The sequence below is a fragment of the Myroides sp. DW712 genome (genome assembly GCF_046557355.1).
GTDB lineage: Bacteria > Bacteroidota > Bacteroidia > Flavobacteriales > Flavobacteriaceae > Flavobacterium.
Genome location: NZ_JBKFDO010000008.1, coordinates 152,276 through 166,382, shown reverse-complemented (window position 1 = coordinate 166,382; position 14,107 = coordinate 152,276). Strand labels below are relative to the sequence as shown.

Genomic DNA, 14,107 nt, shown 5'->3' with positions numbered 1-14,107 from the left:
AGAGTTAGCGTCTGTTCAACTAACTTTTGCGTTCTTTTAAGAGTCTTTGCCAAATGGGACTCGCATTTTTAATTTTCAATTTTTCGGGATCAAATATTGGATTCAACCCTTGCTTGTATTGTGCGATATAATCATTCAAGGCGACTAAAGTAGGTTTATAAAGAAATAAAATGACAATAAAGTTAATCCACGCCATGAGTCCCACGCCAATATCTCCAATTCCCCATGCCATTGCTGATTCATTGATAGAAGCATAAAAAACGGTAGCCAATAACAACAAACGCATGATCCAACGCAAGATTATCTTGGGTTGATTGGTTAGGTAATTAAAATTGGATTCTGCGATGAAAACATAAGACATAATAGTAGTAAAAGCAAAAAAGGTCAAGGCAATGGCAATGAACTGGCTGGCTAATAGGGGAAAGTGAACACTAATGGCTTGAACCGTATAAGCAGAACCTACTTCTACGCCTGGAATATTTTGAACAATATAATTTCCTGCTTCATCAAAAACGTTATATTGGTGGGTAAACAAGATCATCAAGGCGGTCGCTGTACAAACAAAGAGGGTGTCAATGTACACCGAAAATGCTTGTACTAATCCCTGTTTCACTGGGTGAGAAGTTTCAGAGGCAGCAGCGGCATGTGGTGCTGTTCCTTGTCCTGCTTCATTGGAATAAATCCCTCGTTTTACTCCCCATGCAATGGCCGCTCCAAAAATACCACTGAAAGTTGCCTCTAAATTAAATGCTGAGCGGAAGATTAAACCAAATATCGCTGGAATCTCTTTTGCATTAATCGCAATGATAATAACTGCCATGACAATATAGATAATAGCCATGAATGGAACCACAACTTGAGCAATGCGTCCAATTTTTTTTGCGCCTCCAAATACAGTTACACTTAATAATAGACAGATTGCTAGGCCCGTAATCCATTGCGGAACATGAAAGGCATCTTTGATACTAATTGCAATACTATTTCCTTGGATACTCGGAAGAAATAAGACACAGCTAATAATGGTAACAAGGGAAAAAATCAAGGCTAATCTTTTGCTGTTGAGTCCTTTCTCAATGTAAAAGGCAGGCCCTCCACAATAATGTCCATTTTTCTCCTCCTTGTAAATTTGGGCTAAAGTAGATTCAACAAAGGCAGAAGCGCTCCCTAAAAAAGCAATCATCCACATCCAGAAAATAGCGCCTGGACCTCCATAAGCAATGGCAGTAGCTACTCCAACAATATTTCCAACCCCGACGCGCCCCGCAATGGCAATACTAAAGGCTTGGAAAGGACTTACTCCTTTTTCAGAAGATCCTTCGGTGAAAAGTAATTTAACCATTTGCCGGAAGTATCGTACTTGAATAAATTTTGTTTTAATCGTAAAGAATAAACCAGCTCCTAGGCATAATAGGATGAGTAGATTAGACCACAAGATGTCATTAATAAATTTTATCGCTTCTTCCATGTTAGTTAATTTGGCTTTAAAGTAATAATTTTTTACGGAATACGCTATTTTCTTGTGAATGTTGTATGTAATAAGTGGTTTGTGTTTGATTAATTTAATAGTGAGTGGTTGGGGGTTGGGTGAGGGTTGGGTGAGGTTGGGTGAGGTTGGGTGAGGTTGGGTGAGGGTTAGGTGAGGGTTAGGTGAGGGTTGGGTGAGGTTGGGTGAGGTTGGGTGAGGTTGGGTGAGGTTGGGTGAGGTTGGGTGAGGTTGGGTGAGGTTGGGTGAGGGTTAGGTGAGGGTTGGGTGAGGGTTGGGTGAGGGTTGGGTGAGGGTTGGGTGAGGGTTGGGTGAGGGTTGGGTGTGGTTGGGTGTGGTTGGGTGAGGTTGGGTGAGGTTTGTTTTTTATAAGAAAATTACTCTTTGTAAAAGATAGTCTCATCAAAAGCCGAACAACAAAAGCCAAAGAACAAAGAACAAAAAAGCCCCATCTATAAAGAAAGGGCTTTTTTGTATTTATTTTTGTGCTTAGTAACGAATGCTGAATAAACCTTCTGCTTTGTTCTCTAAATTTTCAAAACGTGTTACACACTCTTGAATCATTTTGATTGCAGCAGCTTTGTCTCCAAAACCATTTGTCGTTACTGTTTTATTTTCTAAGTCTTTGTACACTTGGAAGAAATGTTCTACTTCTTTTTTGAAGTGCTCATTTACATCGTCGATGTCGTTTAATTTGTTCATCAATGGATCAGAAACAGGAACACAGATAATTTTTTCATCTTGTCCTTTATCATCTGCCATGTAGAAAATACCGATAGGTTTTACTTCAACCACCATTCCCGGAAGAGAAGGCTCAGTAAACAATACTAATACATCTAGTGGATCACCATCTAAGGCTAATGTTTCAGGAATGAAACCGTAGTCTGCAGGATATCTCATGTTTGAATAAAGTAAACGATCAAATCTCAATCGTTTTAAATCAAAATCATATTCGTATTTATTTCTACTACCTGCTGGGATTTCAACGAAGGCATCAAAAGTTTCGAATGTACTCATATTCATTTATTTTAATAGTCAAAAAACGTAATAATGGGTGCAAAAATACTTCAATTCGTGCGGTTTACCAAGTTTTATCGACATTATTAGAAATAAATTCCGAAAGAACCTCGAATTGCAAATCTCCTTGCATCAGGCATATCGAGATAATTTCCTCTCCAGCTTAAGTCAAGTCTGAATATTTTGAAAATATTTCCAACCCCTACATAATACTCATAATAAAAATCTTCTGGGGCTTTGTAGACCAATTGCGAAGCATTGAGGTTGATATTTTCTTGCGATATTTTTCCGTAAATTCCTCGAATACCCACAATTTCTCGTAAGTTTAAATCCCTAAACCAAGGAATTCTCGAAAGCAGACGTCCGCCAAAATTGTGTTCCAAGTGAATCGAAGCATATTCGTTTGTTACGAACTCGTAGTAGTTTAGGTTGGCAAAGGTATTCTCAATATTAAACCACGATTGATTTCCAGGTACCACACTTAATAATCCTAACGGCACTTCACCGAATGTTTTACCCGCTTCGAAAGTCGTGGTAAAGGTTCCGAATCCGCCCAATAAAATTGGTTTTCTCGCGTAGAACTGCAATTTGTCGTATTGGAAATTACTGTCAAAAGCTCCTTTGAACCCGTGACTATAACGCAGGTATAATTTGAGGTACTTTTGGTCAATTTCGTTTCGATCCACTCCATAACCAATGGTTCTTTTTCCTGGCGTATAATCAATCGCCATTTCTATTTCAGATTGCTTGGTTTCGTTGGAAATAATCGTATGTTCCTCATCCACGTAATAATCGAGGTTGAAGCGATCTGATGCGGGTTTCAGCGTTCGATAGCTGAAGGTCGTCAACAAGCGAAAGTTTTTTACAGGCTCAATTTCTAAACCAATGGTAGATAGATTAATATCCGTTAGTTTTGAATTATCTCCACTCGCAAATAAGGAACTAGAGGCAAAACTACGACCGAGTACGTCGTTCGTTTCTGTTAAACTTACTCCAATTTGCTCTACATCGCGGCGATTTCCACCAAAGAGAATAAAACGCGAGGGACTGTGAAGCAATACTTTTCCACTAACTCCGTATTTAAATTTATTGTCCTTGAAACCATAAGCTCCATATCCTTCTAAACGCCATTTATCGTTTGGACCAAAATACGTTCTTCCTCCCGCACGCATGCGCAAACCTTCAATATCATTATACCCAAATGTAGAGAAGATAGGACCATAGTCAAATTTGTACTTCGGGATATTGTAGTAGTTACTCGCAATAGTAGAGGTTAGGTCAAATAAAAATCTAAATTTTGGGACTGTTTTCAACGTATCTAACATTTTGTAGATACCAAACTCATCCTTACTTAGAGGTTCAAAGCGATACGTTTGCCAGAAGTCATCGGAACGGCTATAAATGGATTCATCGTATTGATTGACATCCTTTTTGTAAAAGTCGTCAGGATGTTCAATATTGAATTGATGGTTTTGATACACTGTGGTTCGCTTGCCGTAAATTCCCTTGGATTCCTCTTTTTTAGAGAGAGCAAAATCCGACATAAAGTGATCTCGTGTCAGTAAAAATACCGAGTCATTGAGTACGTCAAATTCTTGTTCAATATAAATCTCTTTCACCCAGTTGATGTTGGCATCGCGACTGGCTTCCATATTGATTTTTTTGATGGCAAAGGTCGAGTCATTTACCCAAAAATCACCTTTGAATGTTAATTCTCCTTTTCGTCTTGGGTAATAGATAATATTATAACACCATTTGCTGTCTATAAAGGCACTATCTGCTAGTACATAGTTGTATACATTAATTCCTGTACGCGATAAAGGGCTGACAAAATCCTTATCAAAGATTTTGATATAGTTGTTGTAGATATTATATTCTGCATATAAATCTTTGACAAACTCAATAATATGTTGGTTGGTATCAAACCCAGAGTTCTTGTTACCTAGCGTTTTTTCTATTTTTTTGTTGCCGATATTGTCCCCGTATACTTGTCCAATATTTTCATTGATGAAAATAGGAAGATAGGTTTTACCAGTAATGCGATTGGTGTCTACTTGTTCAAAGATGAATTCCATGCCTTTGAAAATCTTTTTCTTTTGGTAGGCGCTATCAATAGAGTTTAAATCAAATTCGATTTTTTCATATTTATCAAACTCGTATTGACTGAACATGTATAAACCATTTTTGCGCTTGCGCTCCCATATTTTACGTAAAATATCTAACGCAGGATTATTCTTTTTGGATGTTTTTCCTGTATAGATACGCACTTCTTCGAGCATATTATCCTCTTCTAACGTAATGTTCAGATCCAGGTTGGTACGGCTTCTTAGTGGAATGTAGGCCGTCTTGTATCCAACAAAGGAAACCACGAGTGTATCATAGTTATTTTCAGTTTCCAAATAGAACTTCCCAAGCTCATTCGCAATCACTCCTTGGGTAGAATTCTTGAAATACACACTCGCGTAAGACACGTCCAATTGGTTCGTATCTTTAATTTTACCACTTACTTTTGTTTGGGCAATACCTTGAAAGCTAGCTAATAAAAGGAAAACGAGGTAAAATAATATCTTTTTTTTCATAGTCAATTTGGGAGTAAACAAAAAACTCCATCCTATTAAAAAATAAGATGGAGTAATTCAAATATACAATATTTTTTTACTTAAAAAAGTTTATCTGTATAGTACTTTTTTCACTGCCTTAATTACATCATTGGCGTTTGGTAGCCATTGTTCCAATAAAACTGGTGAATAGGGAGCAGGAGTATCTGCAGTTGTTATACGTTGGATTGGCGCATCTAAATGGTCAAAGGCCTGTTCTTGAACTAAATACGTGATTTCTGATGAAATGCTTCCAAATGGCCAAGCTTCTTCTAGAATAACTAAGCGGTTGGTTTTCTTTACTGAAGTTAAAATCGCCTCTTGATCCAAGGGACGTACCGTTCTCAAATCGATGACTTCACAAGAAATTCCTTCTTTTTCTAATTCTTCTGCTGCTTTTAAAGCTTCTTTGATGATTTTACCGAAAGAAACAATCGTTACATCTTTTCCTGCTTTTTTGATATCAGCAACCCCTAATGGGATGGTATATTCTCCTTCAGGTACTTCTCCTTTATCTCCATACATTTGCTCAGACTCCATGAAAATTACAGGGTCATTATCGCGAATCGCAGATTTTAATAATCCTTTTGCATCATAAGGTGTCGAAGGTACAACCACTTTCAATCCCGGTACATTTGCATACCAGTTTTCAAAGGCTTGAGAGTGTGTAGCTCCCAATTGTCCTGCTGAAGCTGTTGGCCCGCGAAATACAATAGGAATGTTGAATTGACCACCTGACATTTGGCGCATTTTTGCTGCGTTATTTATGATTTGGTCGATTCCTACTAAAGAGAAGTTGAATGTCATAAATTCAACAATTGGACGGTTTCCATTCATGGCAGAACCAACACCAATTCCTGCAAAACCAAGTTCTGCAATAGGAGCGTCAATTACGCGTTTTGGACCGAATTCGTCCAACATACCTTTTGAAGCTTTATATGCACCATTATATTCTGCTACTTCTTCTCCAATTAAATATATGGTTTCGTCGCGACGCATTTCTTCGCTCATAGCTTCACATACGGCCTCTCTAAATTGAATCGTTCTCATAAGTTCTTATTTTCCGTAAAATTATTCAATAGGAGCAAAAGTATGAAAAAATATCCTTATCTCGCTTATGTTGTTTGCTGTTTTGTATTTTTTAACGGCAAGCGTTAGAGTGGAAGATCGACCTTTTTTTTATTTGGGTCTCTGGGAAGAAAAAGGAGCAAAATCACGAAGGTTTCCTCCTTATTTTACTTTTTAATGCAATAGTCAAGAATCGCGCGATACATTAAATCGTATTTTTTGGTTTAAAAAAAGTGTGGAATGTAAAAAAAAGTGACTGTGTGTAATCTTTTTTTTTAACTTTTTGAAAATGAAAGTTTTAATATTCAAGCTGATTCACCTTTATTAATATGTAGTTTAGTTGAATAATGAAAAATACGAGTAATACTGCACTTTTTGCGATTACCGCCTCTTTTTGTGGAAATAATACACAAAATGATGTAGTTTTTCCGATTGAATTAAATTAGTTGTAAATATCTTGAATACGTATTTTATTTGTAGCATAAAACTCAAAAATGCTAATTTATGTTGAAAAAAATTAAAGTTGCACTTATCTGTGCAGTGGTAGCCGTGGGCGTGTCTTCATGTAGTAGTGATGATAGCTCTTCAAGTGCAAGTGGATATGAAATTGTAGCTAAAACATCAGACAACGCGGTTATTCACAATATCGTTGTTGTTGAAGGAGGCGCTACAGAATCTATTGCAGATTTGGGAAAAAACGAATGGTCTAAGTCATTTTCAGGAAACAAAGTAGTAGCTGTTTCTGTTACTGGAAGTACTATTAAAGACGGAGATAAAGGATTTTTAACCTTGGAAATCATACAAGATGGAAAAGTTATTGAAACTTCAAAGTCAGAAGGTGGTGTTTTAGTAGCTAACGTTACAAAATAAGGAAAATATTTTTTACTATAGAAATGAAGAGGGTGGCCTAAAAGGTTACCCTCTTTGTGTTTTTAGGCTTTGCTCGCGTTGATTTTTTTTTAAAAGAAGATGGCTGTTTCCTTGTTAACGAGATTAATACCTTGCCAGGATTTACTAGTCAAAGCATGTATCCAAAACTCTTTGAATATGCGGGTATTTCGTTAACGGAATTACTCACCTCTATATTGATGTTAGCTATCGCCAAATACAAAAGAACCTAGTACTGTGATTCCACAGCTTACAATCCTCTATTTTTATCGTTCAATTACTGAATTATAAACTTTTTAAATTTTTGTCTTTTGTTTCAAGAAATGGGTATTTGATAGCCGTAATTCTACAAAAGATAGCGAATTATTGTGCGATTTAGTGAATTTTATTTGGTTAATTCTAAAATATTTGATATGCTTGCATAGTAAAAGTTTGAAAATTAATTCTTATTTTCGTTCACAAGTATATTGTAAAACAAAAAACTATAATAATAATGAAGATATTAGTTTGCATCAGCCACGTGCCTGATACTACATCAAAAATCAATTTCACAAATGGTGATGCTGAGTTTGATACCAATGGAGTGCAATTTGTGATCAATGCTAACGACGAGTATGCATTAACACGTGCTATTTGGTTTAAAGAAAAACAAGGAGCTACAGTAACTGTAGTGAATGTTGGAGGAGCTGACACAGAACCTACATTGAGAAAAGCATTGGCTATTGGTGCTGATGAGGCGATCCGTGTAAATGCAGTTCCTACAGATGGATTATTCGTTGCCAAGCAATTAGCTGAAGTAGTGAAAAACGGAGGATATGATTTAGTATTAGCAGGAAAAGAATCATTAGACTATAATGGTGGAATGGTTCCAGGGATGTTAGCAGCTATTTTAGGGTATGACTTCATCAATTCTTGCGAAGGAATGGAAGTGGACGGAACAGCTGTAAAAGCAATTCGCCAAATCGATGGAGGAAAAGAAACTATTTCTGGAAAATTACCGCTGGTAATTGGAGGACAAAAAGGATTAGTAGACGAGAAAGATTTGCGTATTCCAAATATGCGTGGAATTATGGCTGCTAGAACAAAAGCGTTGACCGTTCTTGATCCAGTTGGAGCAGACGTAGCAACAAAAGCGGTGAAATTCGAGAAACCAGCTGCAAAATCAGCGTGTAAAATGATTGCTCCAGATAATTTAGATGAGCTAATCAACTTGTTGCACAACGAAGCAAAAGTGATCTAATCTAGTAGTAAACCTAAAAAAGAAAAAGTATGTCAGTTTTAATATATGCTGAATCAGCAGAAGGAAAATTTAAAAAAGTAGCATTAGAGTTAGCTTCTTATGCAAAGAAAGTAGCGGAATCAATGGGCACCACAGTTACAGCGGTAACAGTGAATGCTGCTGATGTAAGCGAATTAGGAAAATATGGAGTTGATAAAGTATTAAAAGTATCAAATGATCAATTGAATACATTCAACGCTAAAGCTTATGCGGATGTAATCAAACAAGCGGCTCAGAAAGAAGGCGCTAAATTGGTGGTTTTATCTTCTTCAACAGATAGTTTATACGCGGCTCCAGCAGTGACAATCGGATTGAATGCAGGTTTTGCATCAAACGTAATTGCCTTGCCAGAAAGCACAACTCCCTTTGTCGTAAAGAGAACAGGATTCTCAAACAAAGCATTCAATTTTACTGAAATTTCTTCTGATGTAAAAGTAATCGCTTTAGGGAAAAATTCATTCGGATTAGTTGAAGCTTCAGGTGCAGCAGCTGCAGAAGATTTCGCTCCAAGTTTAAATGAGACTGATTTCAGTTTGAAAGTAGAAGGAGTAGAAAAAGTATCTGGAAAAGTAACTATCGCTGACGCAGATATCGTAGTATCTGGTGGACGTGGAATGAAAGGACCAGAAAACTGGGGAATGTTAGAAGATTTAGCAGAGGTATTAGGTGCTGCTTTAGCTTGTTCAAAACCTGTATCGGATGTGGGATGGAGATCACACGAAGAGCACGTAGGACAAACAGGAAAACCAGTAGCGGCTAATTTATATATCGCTGTAGGGATTTCTGGAGCAATTCAACACATTGCTGGGGTGAACTCATCTAAAGTGAAAGTAGTAATCAATACCGATCCAGAGGCACCTTTCTTCAAAGTAGCAGATTACGGAATCGTAGGAGATGCTTTCCAAGTATTACCTCAATTAGTTGAAAAATTAAAAGAATTCAAAGCGAAAAACGCCTAATCAGCATTTTTTAATTTAGATAATTAGACAAGACAGTAACTAAAATCTAAAGATTGTTTATCTTTGATTTAGTTACTGTTTTTTGTTTTTATAAAAAAAATTATGAGTTTGATTAAGCTGACAGTTAAAGGAATTTCATATAGCCATTCCCAAAATGGCGCTTATGCTTTGATTTTAGATGAAGAGCATGGGGATCGTAAATTGCCTATTGTTATTGGAGCTTTTGAAGCGCAGGCCATCGCCATCGCTATTGAAGAAGAAATTAGGCCTCCGAGACCTTTAACGCACGATTTATTTAAAAGTTTTGCCGATACATTTGATATTCAATTGAAACACGTTATTGTTCACAAACTAGTGGATGGGGTGTTTTTTTCGAGTTTAGTTTGGGAAAAAAATGGGGTTGAAGAAGTAATGGATGCCCGTACTTCGGATGCGATTGCCTTGGCAATTCGATTTTTTGCCCCTATTTATACCTACCCTGATATCATGAATAAAGCAGGAATTATTTTAAGTGGAACCCCCGAAGTAGAGGAAGAAGATTCCGCAGAAGATGATATTGCTAGTCAAGTAGAACAGTTCTTAGAACTGGATATTGAAGGCAAAGGCTATGGCAAATATGGTTTACCCGATTTACAGCGATTATTGAATGAAGCGATTGGTAATGAAGATTACGAAACAGCGGCGCGAATTAGAGATGAAATTAGTAAGCGATCTTAGGTCATAAAGGAAGAAGATAAGAATGAAACAATATTTAGATTTAGTACAAGAAGTTTTAGATAAAGGCGTACAAAAAGGGGATCGTACTGGAACGGGAACCAAGAGTATTTTTGGACATCAAATGCGTTTTGATTTAGCTGAAGGCTTTCCATTGGTGACAACCAAGAAAGTACATTTGAAATCCATTATTCACGAACTTCTATGGTTTTTGAAAGGAGAAACGAATATCGCCTACTTAAAAGAGCATGGTGTTCGTATTTGGGATGAATGGGCAGATGAAAACGGAGATTTAGGTCCAGTTTACGGCTATCAATGGCGCAATTGGAATGGAGAAGGGATTGATCAAATCAAAGAGGTGATTGACACCTTGAAAAACAATCCAGATAGTAGGCGTATAATGGTTTCAGCTTGGAATCCAAGTGTGTTGCCAGATACTAGCGTTTCTTTTGCGGAAAATGTAGCGAATAACAAAGCTGCGTTACCTCCTTGTCACTCGTTTTTTCAGTTTTATGTAGCTGAAGGGAAACTGTCTTGCCAGCTATATCAACGCAGTGCAGACGTTTTCTTAGGTGTTCCTTTTAATATTGCGTCCTATGCTCTATTAACGATGATGGTCGCTCAAGTATGTGATTTAGAACCTGGTGATTTTGTGCATACCTTTGGTGATGTTCACATCTATAACAACCATATGGAGCAAGTGAACTTACAATTGAGCAGAGAACCTCATGCTTTGCCAAAAATGAAAATTAATCCAGCGGTAAAAGATATTTTTAGCTTTACCTATGAAGATTTTGAACTAGAAGACTATGTGTCTCACCCTGCAATAAAGGGACAAGTATCTGTATAATTTAAATCCAAAAATGCTATGGAAAAAACGGAAGCAATTAAGCAGTACGAATACGCAAAGAATCGAATCAAACAACGCCGTATGTTGTTGTTTCACTTTGTTATTTTTCTTTTGGGATCCCTAGTGCTCTACGGAGTTAATATGTGGGTGAAAGATCCCCAAATCGTTGGGGTTTGGTGGACCTATGCCGTTGGAGCATGGGCATTGTTGCTTTTGTTTCACGTTATCAATGTCTTGGTAATTAACCGCTTTATGGGACCCGCTTGGCAAGAACGAGAAATAGAACGACTAATCGCAATCCAGCAAGAAAAAATACGACAATTACGCGCTAAAGTGGAAAAAGATTTTCCTTTGGTTGATGTAAAACGCGATTTAAATCACGAGGATCCAAAACAGTAAATCATGATTACCTTAATAGCTGCAATTGCAGAAAATAAAGTGTTAGGAAAAGACAATGCCATCATCTGGCATTTACCTGATGATTTTAAACATTTTAAGACCTTAACTTCCCATCATTACATTATTATGGGGCGTAAAACGTTTGAATCTTTTCCGAAACCTTTACCCAATAGAACGCACGTAATTATTACCAGACAATTAGATTATGTTGCTCCTGAAGGTTGTCTAGTAGTACATAGCTTAGCAGAAGCCTTACAACAAACGAAGAAGGAAGCAGAAGTTTTTGTTATTGGAGGAGGAGAAATCTACCAACAAGCTTTAGCATACGCAGATAAATTAGAGCTGACGCAAGTTCATGCTTCTTTTGAAGGGGATGCATTTTTTCCAGAATTCTCAACTTCCGATTGGCAATTGGTCAAGGAGAGTTATCATCCACAAGATGAACGACACGCCTATGCTTTTACTTTTCAAACCTATATTCGAAGCTAGTGATGAAAAAGTTATTCGCTTTTATTCTGTTTTGTAGCAGTCTTGTAGCAATGGCTCAAGAACCCTTGGAAGTACGCTATCTCAATAGTGAAAGTCTCAAAGAAAAAGAGTTTTTTCTCAGTAAAGATATGTTGGATAACACCTTTACTCAAGAAGAAAATATTTTGCGCAAACGCAGTAAATACAGCACAGAACATTTTAGCTTACCCAAGCTAGGAAGGATGAAGATGGTTGATTTGACTAATTCACGATTACCTGTTCTGTTTTATGGCGATTTTAATACCATTGTTCTGTTGAGTAAAGAATTAGCGTTGTTAAATACTATCGATTTAACAGGCCGATTTGCCGCTATGGATCCAGCTTATGTCGGAACTAGTATACAAAATAACCTGTGGATTGTCAATCAAGCCAATCAAAGTGTGTTGCGCTATAATTTGAGTACGCTAGAAATACGCAATATTTACACCATTAAAGAGGAACAGATTAAGACCTATCAGTCAACTTTGAATTATTTATACCGTGTTACTTCAACAAATCAAATTATTGGAATAGATATCTATGGTAATGAAGTATTGAACTATCAATTACCTTCGGATTATGAACACATTCAAATTGTAAATAATAAGCAGGTATTTTATTCGCATCTAAATAAGCTGTACTTTGTTGATATGGAGAAGAATAAGAGTAGAGAAATTAAAGTGGATGTAAAAAGTATTTTAGGCTTCTTTTATAACACTTCAAAATTGAGTATTTTTACAGAGCAAAAAATAAATAATTATCAAATAAATTTACCGTAATGCATATAGCGATTGCTGGAAATATTGGAGCGGGAAAAACAACACTGACAGATTTATTAGCCAAACACTATGGATGGGAAGCCCATTATGAAGATGTGGTTGACAATCCGTATTTGGATGACTTTTACCATCAAATGGATCGTTGGTCATTTAATTTACAAGTGTATTTCTTGAATAGTCGTTTTCGCCAAGTACTTCAAATTAGACAAAGTGGAAAAACAATTATTCAAGATCGTACGATATATGAAGATGCTCATATTTTCGCACCGAACTTACATGCCATGGGCTTGATGTCAAATCGAGACTTTAAAAATTACGCTACGCTTTTTGATTTAATGCAAGATTTAGTAGCTGCTCCAGATTTATTGATTTACTTGAGAAGTACGGTGCCAAATTTGGTTGGACAGATTCACAAAAGAGGAAGAGAATACGAAAACTCAATTTCGATTGAATATCTAAGCGGGTTGAATGATCGATACGAAAATTGGATCAAAAGTTACGACAAGGGTAAACTGTTAGTTATCGATGTCGATGAATTAGACTTTGTAGATAAACCAGAAGATTTAGGATTGATTATCCATAAAATTGACACTGAAATTAATGGACTGTTTTAGTTCAACAGCATAAAAAAATAGCCCTAGGGCTATTTTTTTATGCTTCTTTGTTTGCGGTATATTCGTAAAATAGTTTTTCTAAATTTTTGTTTTTCGGTTGTAAAGAAAGCGTTTTTAAGCCTTGTTGTTGGGCAAAGTCATAAACGGTTGCTCGATAGTCTTGATCTGCAGGAAAAACAAGTTCCCATTGAGTATCGTGAATGTGATTGGCTTGAATCAAATGAGGAATTCGATTGACAAATTCAATCTCTATTTTGAAGTCAAATTCAACCGCGATAATTTGTTCTTCTTGGTTGTCTAATAATTCATCCAGTAATTGATCTGCTACAATTTGTCCTTTCTTAATAATAATCACGCGTTCACATATTGCTTCTACTTCTTGCATGATATGAGTAGAAAGAAAAACCGTTTTGTTTTGGCCTACGGCCTTAATCAATGCTCTTATTTCTACCAACTGATTGGGGTCTAGTCCGGTTGTGGGTTCATCTAAGATAAGGACTTCTGGATCGTGCAGTAAAGCGGTTGCAATTCCCACACGTTGACGGTATCCTTTGGACAACTGACCGATTTTTTTGTGTGCTTCGGGTGTTAATCCTGTTAAGGTAATCACCTCTTCAATGCGTTCTTTTTTTGTCTTGTAAATCGAAGCGTTGAACTGTAAATACTCTCGGACATACATATCTAAATACAGCGGATTGTGTTCGGGCAAATACCCAATCGATTGCTGTACCTTCTTTGCTTGTGTTGCCACGTTGTATTCGTTGACGTAGGCCACTCCTTCATCACTGTGAATAAAGGTCGTTAGTATCTTCATCAGCGTCGATTTTCCCGCTCCATTTGGACCTAAAAAACCGACAATTTGCCCTTTGGGTACGGTAAAACTAATGGCATTTAGCGCTTGTTGTTCGCCGTAATATTTACTAATGTTTTCTACTTTAATAGACATAGATAAT

At 36.8% G+C, this 14,107-nt stretch carries 15 protein-coding genes and 1 pseudogene; 10 read left to right on the top strand and 6 right to left on the bottom strand.

Annotated features, from left to right (window positions below; translation table 11 throughout):
* Nucleotides 1–19 precede the first annotated feature (19 nt).
* The 5 genes from ACLJX0_RS08635 to ACLJX0_RS08615 form a co-directional block, all read right to left on the bottom strand.
* The gene (locus ACLJX0_RS08635) at nt 20–1,465 is read right to left on the bottom strand and encodes an alanine/glycine:cation symporter family protein (protein ID WP_410879796.1); all 1,446 of its coding nucleotides are present in this window, start codon (nt 1,463–1,465) and stop codon (nt 20–22) included.
* Between the two features lie 178 nt (nt 1,466–1,643).
* Nucleotides 1,644–1,886 (bottom strand): hypothetical protein, encoded by a 243-nt coding sequence (locus ACLJX0_RS08630; protein ID WP_410879795.1) that lies wholly within the window; start codon nt 1,884–1,886, stop codon nt 1,644–1,646.
* Between the two features lie 86 nt (nt 1,887–1,972).
* On the bottom strand, nt 1,973–2,500 hold the full coding sequence (locus tag ACLJX0_RS08625) for an inorganic diphosphatase (RefSeq protein WP_410879794.1): 528 nt from the start codon (nt 2,498–2,500) through the stop codon (nt 1,973–1,975).
* 86 nt (nt 2,501–2,586) lie between these two features.
* On the bottom strand, nt 2,587–5,079 hold the full coding sequence (locus tag ACLJX0_RS08620; RefSeq protein WP_410879793.1) for a DUF5686 family protein: 2,493 nt from the start codon (nt 5,077–5,079) through the stop codon (nt 2,587–2,589).
* 90 nt (nt 5,080–5,169) lie between these two features.
* Nucleotides 5,170–6,147 carry a pyruvate dehydrogenase complex E1 component subunit beta gene (locus ACLJX0_RS08615; RefSeq protein ID WP_410879792.1) on the bottom strand — a complete coding sequence of 326 codons (978 nt, stop codon included), beginning with the start codon at nt 6,145–6,147 and terminating at the stop codon, nt 5,170–5,172.
* A 522-nt stretch (nt 6,148–6,669) separates the two neighbouring features.
* On the opposite strand from ACLJX0_RS08615, the gene ACLJX0_RS08610 reads away from it, so the two are divergent.
* The 10 genes and pseudogenes from ACLJX0_RS08610 to ACLJX0_RS08565 all read left to right on the top strand — a co-directional run bounded on the left by ACLJX0_RS08610 (nt 6,670) and on the right by ACLJX0_RS08565 (nt 13,154).
* Nucleotides 6,670–7,035, top strand: a complete 366-nt coding sequence (locus ACLJX0_RS08610; RefSeq protein ID WP_410879791.1) for a hypothetical protein — start codon at nt 6,670–6,672, stop codon at nt 7,033–7,035.
* A 65-nt stretch (nt 7,036–7,100) separates the two neighbouring features.
* Nucleotides 7,101–7,194: pseudogene (locus tag ACLJX0_RS08605) on the top strand (hypothetical protein); the annotation flags it as partial.
* Between the two features lie 352 nt (nt 7,195–7,546).
* Nucleotides 7,547–8,293, top strand: coding sequence for an electron transfer flavoprotein subunit beta/FixA family protein (locus tag ACLJX0_RS08600; protein ID WP_410879790.1), 747 nt, complete (start codon nt 7,547–7,549; stop codon nt 8,291–8,293).
* Nucleotides 8,294–8,322: 29 nt separating this feature from the next.
* Nucleotides 8,323–9,291, top strand: a complete 969-nt coding sequence (locus ACLJX0_RS08595) for an electron transfer flavoprotein subunit alpha/FixB family protein (RefSeq protein ID WP_410879789.1) — start codon at nt 8,323–8,325, stop codon at nt 9,289–9,291.
* A 102-nt stretch (nt 9,292–9,393) separates the two neighbouring features.
* Nucleotides 9,394–10,008, top strand: coding sequence for a bifunctional nuclease domain-containing protein (locus tag ACLJX0_RS08590; RefSeq protein WP_410879788.1), 615 nt, complete (start codon nt 9,394–9,396; stop codon nt 10,006–10,008).
* Between the two features lie 22 nt (nt 10,009–10,030).
* Nucleotides 10,031–10,855 (top strand): thymidylate synthase, encoded by an 825-nt coding sequence (locus ACLJX0_RS08585; RefSeq protein WP_410879787.1) that lies wholly within the window; start codon nt 10,031–10,033, stop codon nt 10,853–10,855.
* 18 nt (nt 10,856–10,873) lie between these two features.
* A complete protein-coding gene (locus ACLJX0_RS08580) occupies nt 10,874–11,254 on the top strand; it encodes a 2TM domain-containing protein (RefSeq protein WP_410879786.1) in 381 nt (126 codons plus the stop codon).
* Nucleotides 11,255–11,257: 3 nt separating this feature from the next.
* Entirely contained in the window at nt 11,258–11,743 is a 486-nt protein-coding gene (locus ACLJX0_RS08575) for a dihydrofolate reductase (protein WP_410879785.1), read from the top strand.
* Between the two features lie 2 nt (nt 11,744–11,745).
* A complete protein-coding gene (locus ACLJX0_RS08570; protein WP_410879784.1) occupies nt 11,746–12,540 on the top strand; it encodes a hypothetical protein in 795 nt (264 codons plus the stop codon).
* Nucleotides 12,540–13,154, top strand: a complete 615-nt coding sequence (locus tag ACLJX0_RS08565; RefSeq protein WP_410879783.1) for a deoxynucleoside kinase — start codon at nt 12,540–12,542, stop codon at nt 13,152–13,154. The genes ACLJX0_RS08570 and ACLJX0_RS08565 overlap by 1 nt, the downstream gene beginning before the upstream one ends.
* Nucleotides 13,155–13,191: 37 nt before the next feature.
* Here ACLJX0_RS08565 and gldA read toward each other — a convergent pair whose 3' ends face one another.
* The gene (gene gldA, locus ACLJX0_RS08560) at nt 13,192–14,100 is read right to left on the bottom strand and encodes a gliding motility-associated ABC transporter ATP-binding subunit GldA (RefSeq protein WP_410879782.1); all 909 of its coding nucleotides are present in this window, start codon (nt 14,098–14,100) and stop codon (nt 13,192–13,194) included.
* Nucleotides 14,101–14,107: the final 7 nt, after the last annotated feature.

Bases quoted from the DNA above. Each gene is read 5' to 3' on its own strand.
- ACLJX0_RS08600 (WP_410879790.1), top strand. From the start codon at position 7,547: ATGAAGATATTAGTTTGCATCAGCCACGTGCCTGATACTACATCAAAA.
- ACLJX0_RS08610 (WP_410879791.1), top strand. From the start codon at position 6,670: ATGTTGAAAAAAATTAAAGTTGCACTTATCTGTGCAGTGGTAGCCGTG.
- gldA (WP_410879782.1), bottom strand. From the start codon at position 14,100: ATGTCTATTAAAGTAGAAAACATTAGTAAATATTACGGCGAACAACAA.
- ACLJX0_RS08590 (WP_410879788.1), top strand. From the start codon at position 9,394: ATGAGTTTGATTAAGCTGACAGTTAAAGGAATTTCATATAGCCATTCC.
- ACLJX0_RS08570 (WP_410879784.1), top strand. From the start codon at position 11,746: ATGAAAAAGTTATTCGCTTTTATTCTGTTTTGTAGCAGTCTTGTAGCA.
- ACLJX0_RS08625 (WP_410879794.1), bottom strand. From the start codon at position 2,500: ATGAGTACATTCGAAACTTTTGATGCCTTCGTTGAAATCCCAGCAGGT.
- ACLJX0_RS08575 (WP_410879785.1), top strand. From the start codon at position 11,258: ATGATTACCTTAATAGCTGCAATTGCAGAAAATAAAGTGTTAGGAAAA.
- ACLJX0_RS08580 (WP_410879786.1), top strand. From the start codon at position 10,874: ATGGAAAAAACGGAAGCAATTAAGCAGTACGAATACGCAAAGAATCGA.
- ACLJX0_RS08585 (WP_410879787.1), top strand. From the start codon at position 10,031: ATGAAACAATATTTAGATTTAGTACAAGAAGTTTTAGATAAAGGCGTA.
- ACLJX0_RS08620 (WP_410879793.1), bottom strand. From the start codon at position 5,079: ATGAAAAAAAAGATATTATTTTACCTCGTTTTCCTTTTATTAGCTAGC.
- ACLJX0_RS08595 (WP_410879789.1), top strand. From the start codon at position 8,323: ATGTCAGTTTTAATATATGCTGAATCAGCAGAAGGAAAATTTAAAAAA.
- ACLJX0_RS08615 (WP_410879792.1), bottom strand. From the start codon at position 6,147: ATGAGAACGATTCAATTTAGAGAGGCCGTATGTGAAGCTATGAGCGAA.
- ACLJX0_RS08630 (WP_410879795.1), bottom strand. From the start codon at position 1,886: ATGAGACTATCTTTTACAAAGAGTAATTTTCTTATAAAAAACAAACCT.
- ACLJX0_RS08565 (WP_410879783.1), top strand. From the start codon at position 12,540: ATGCATATAGCGATTGCTGGAAATATTGGAGCGGGAAAAACAACACTG.
- ACLJX0_RS08635 (WP_410879796.1), bottom strand. From the start codon at position 1,465: ATGGAAGAAGCGATAAAATTTATTAATGACATCTTGTGGTCTAATCTA.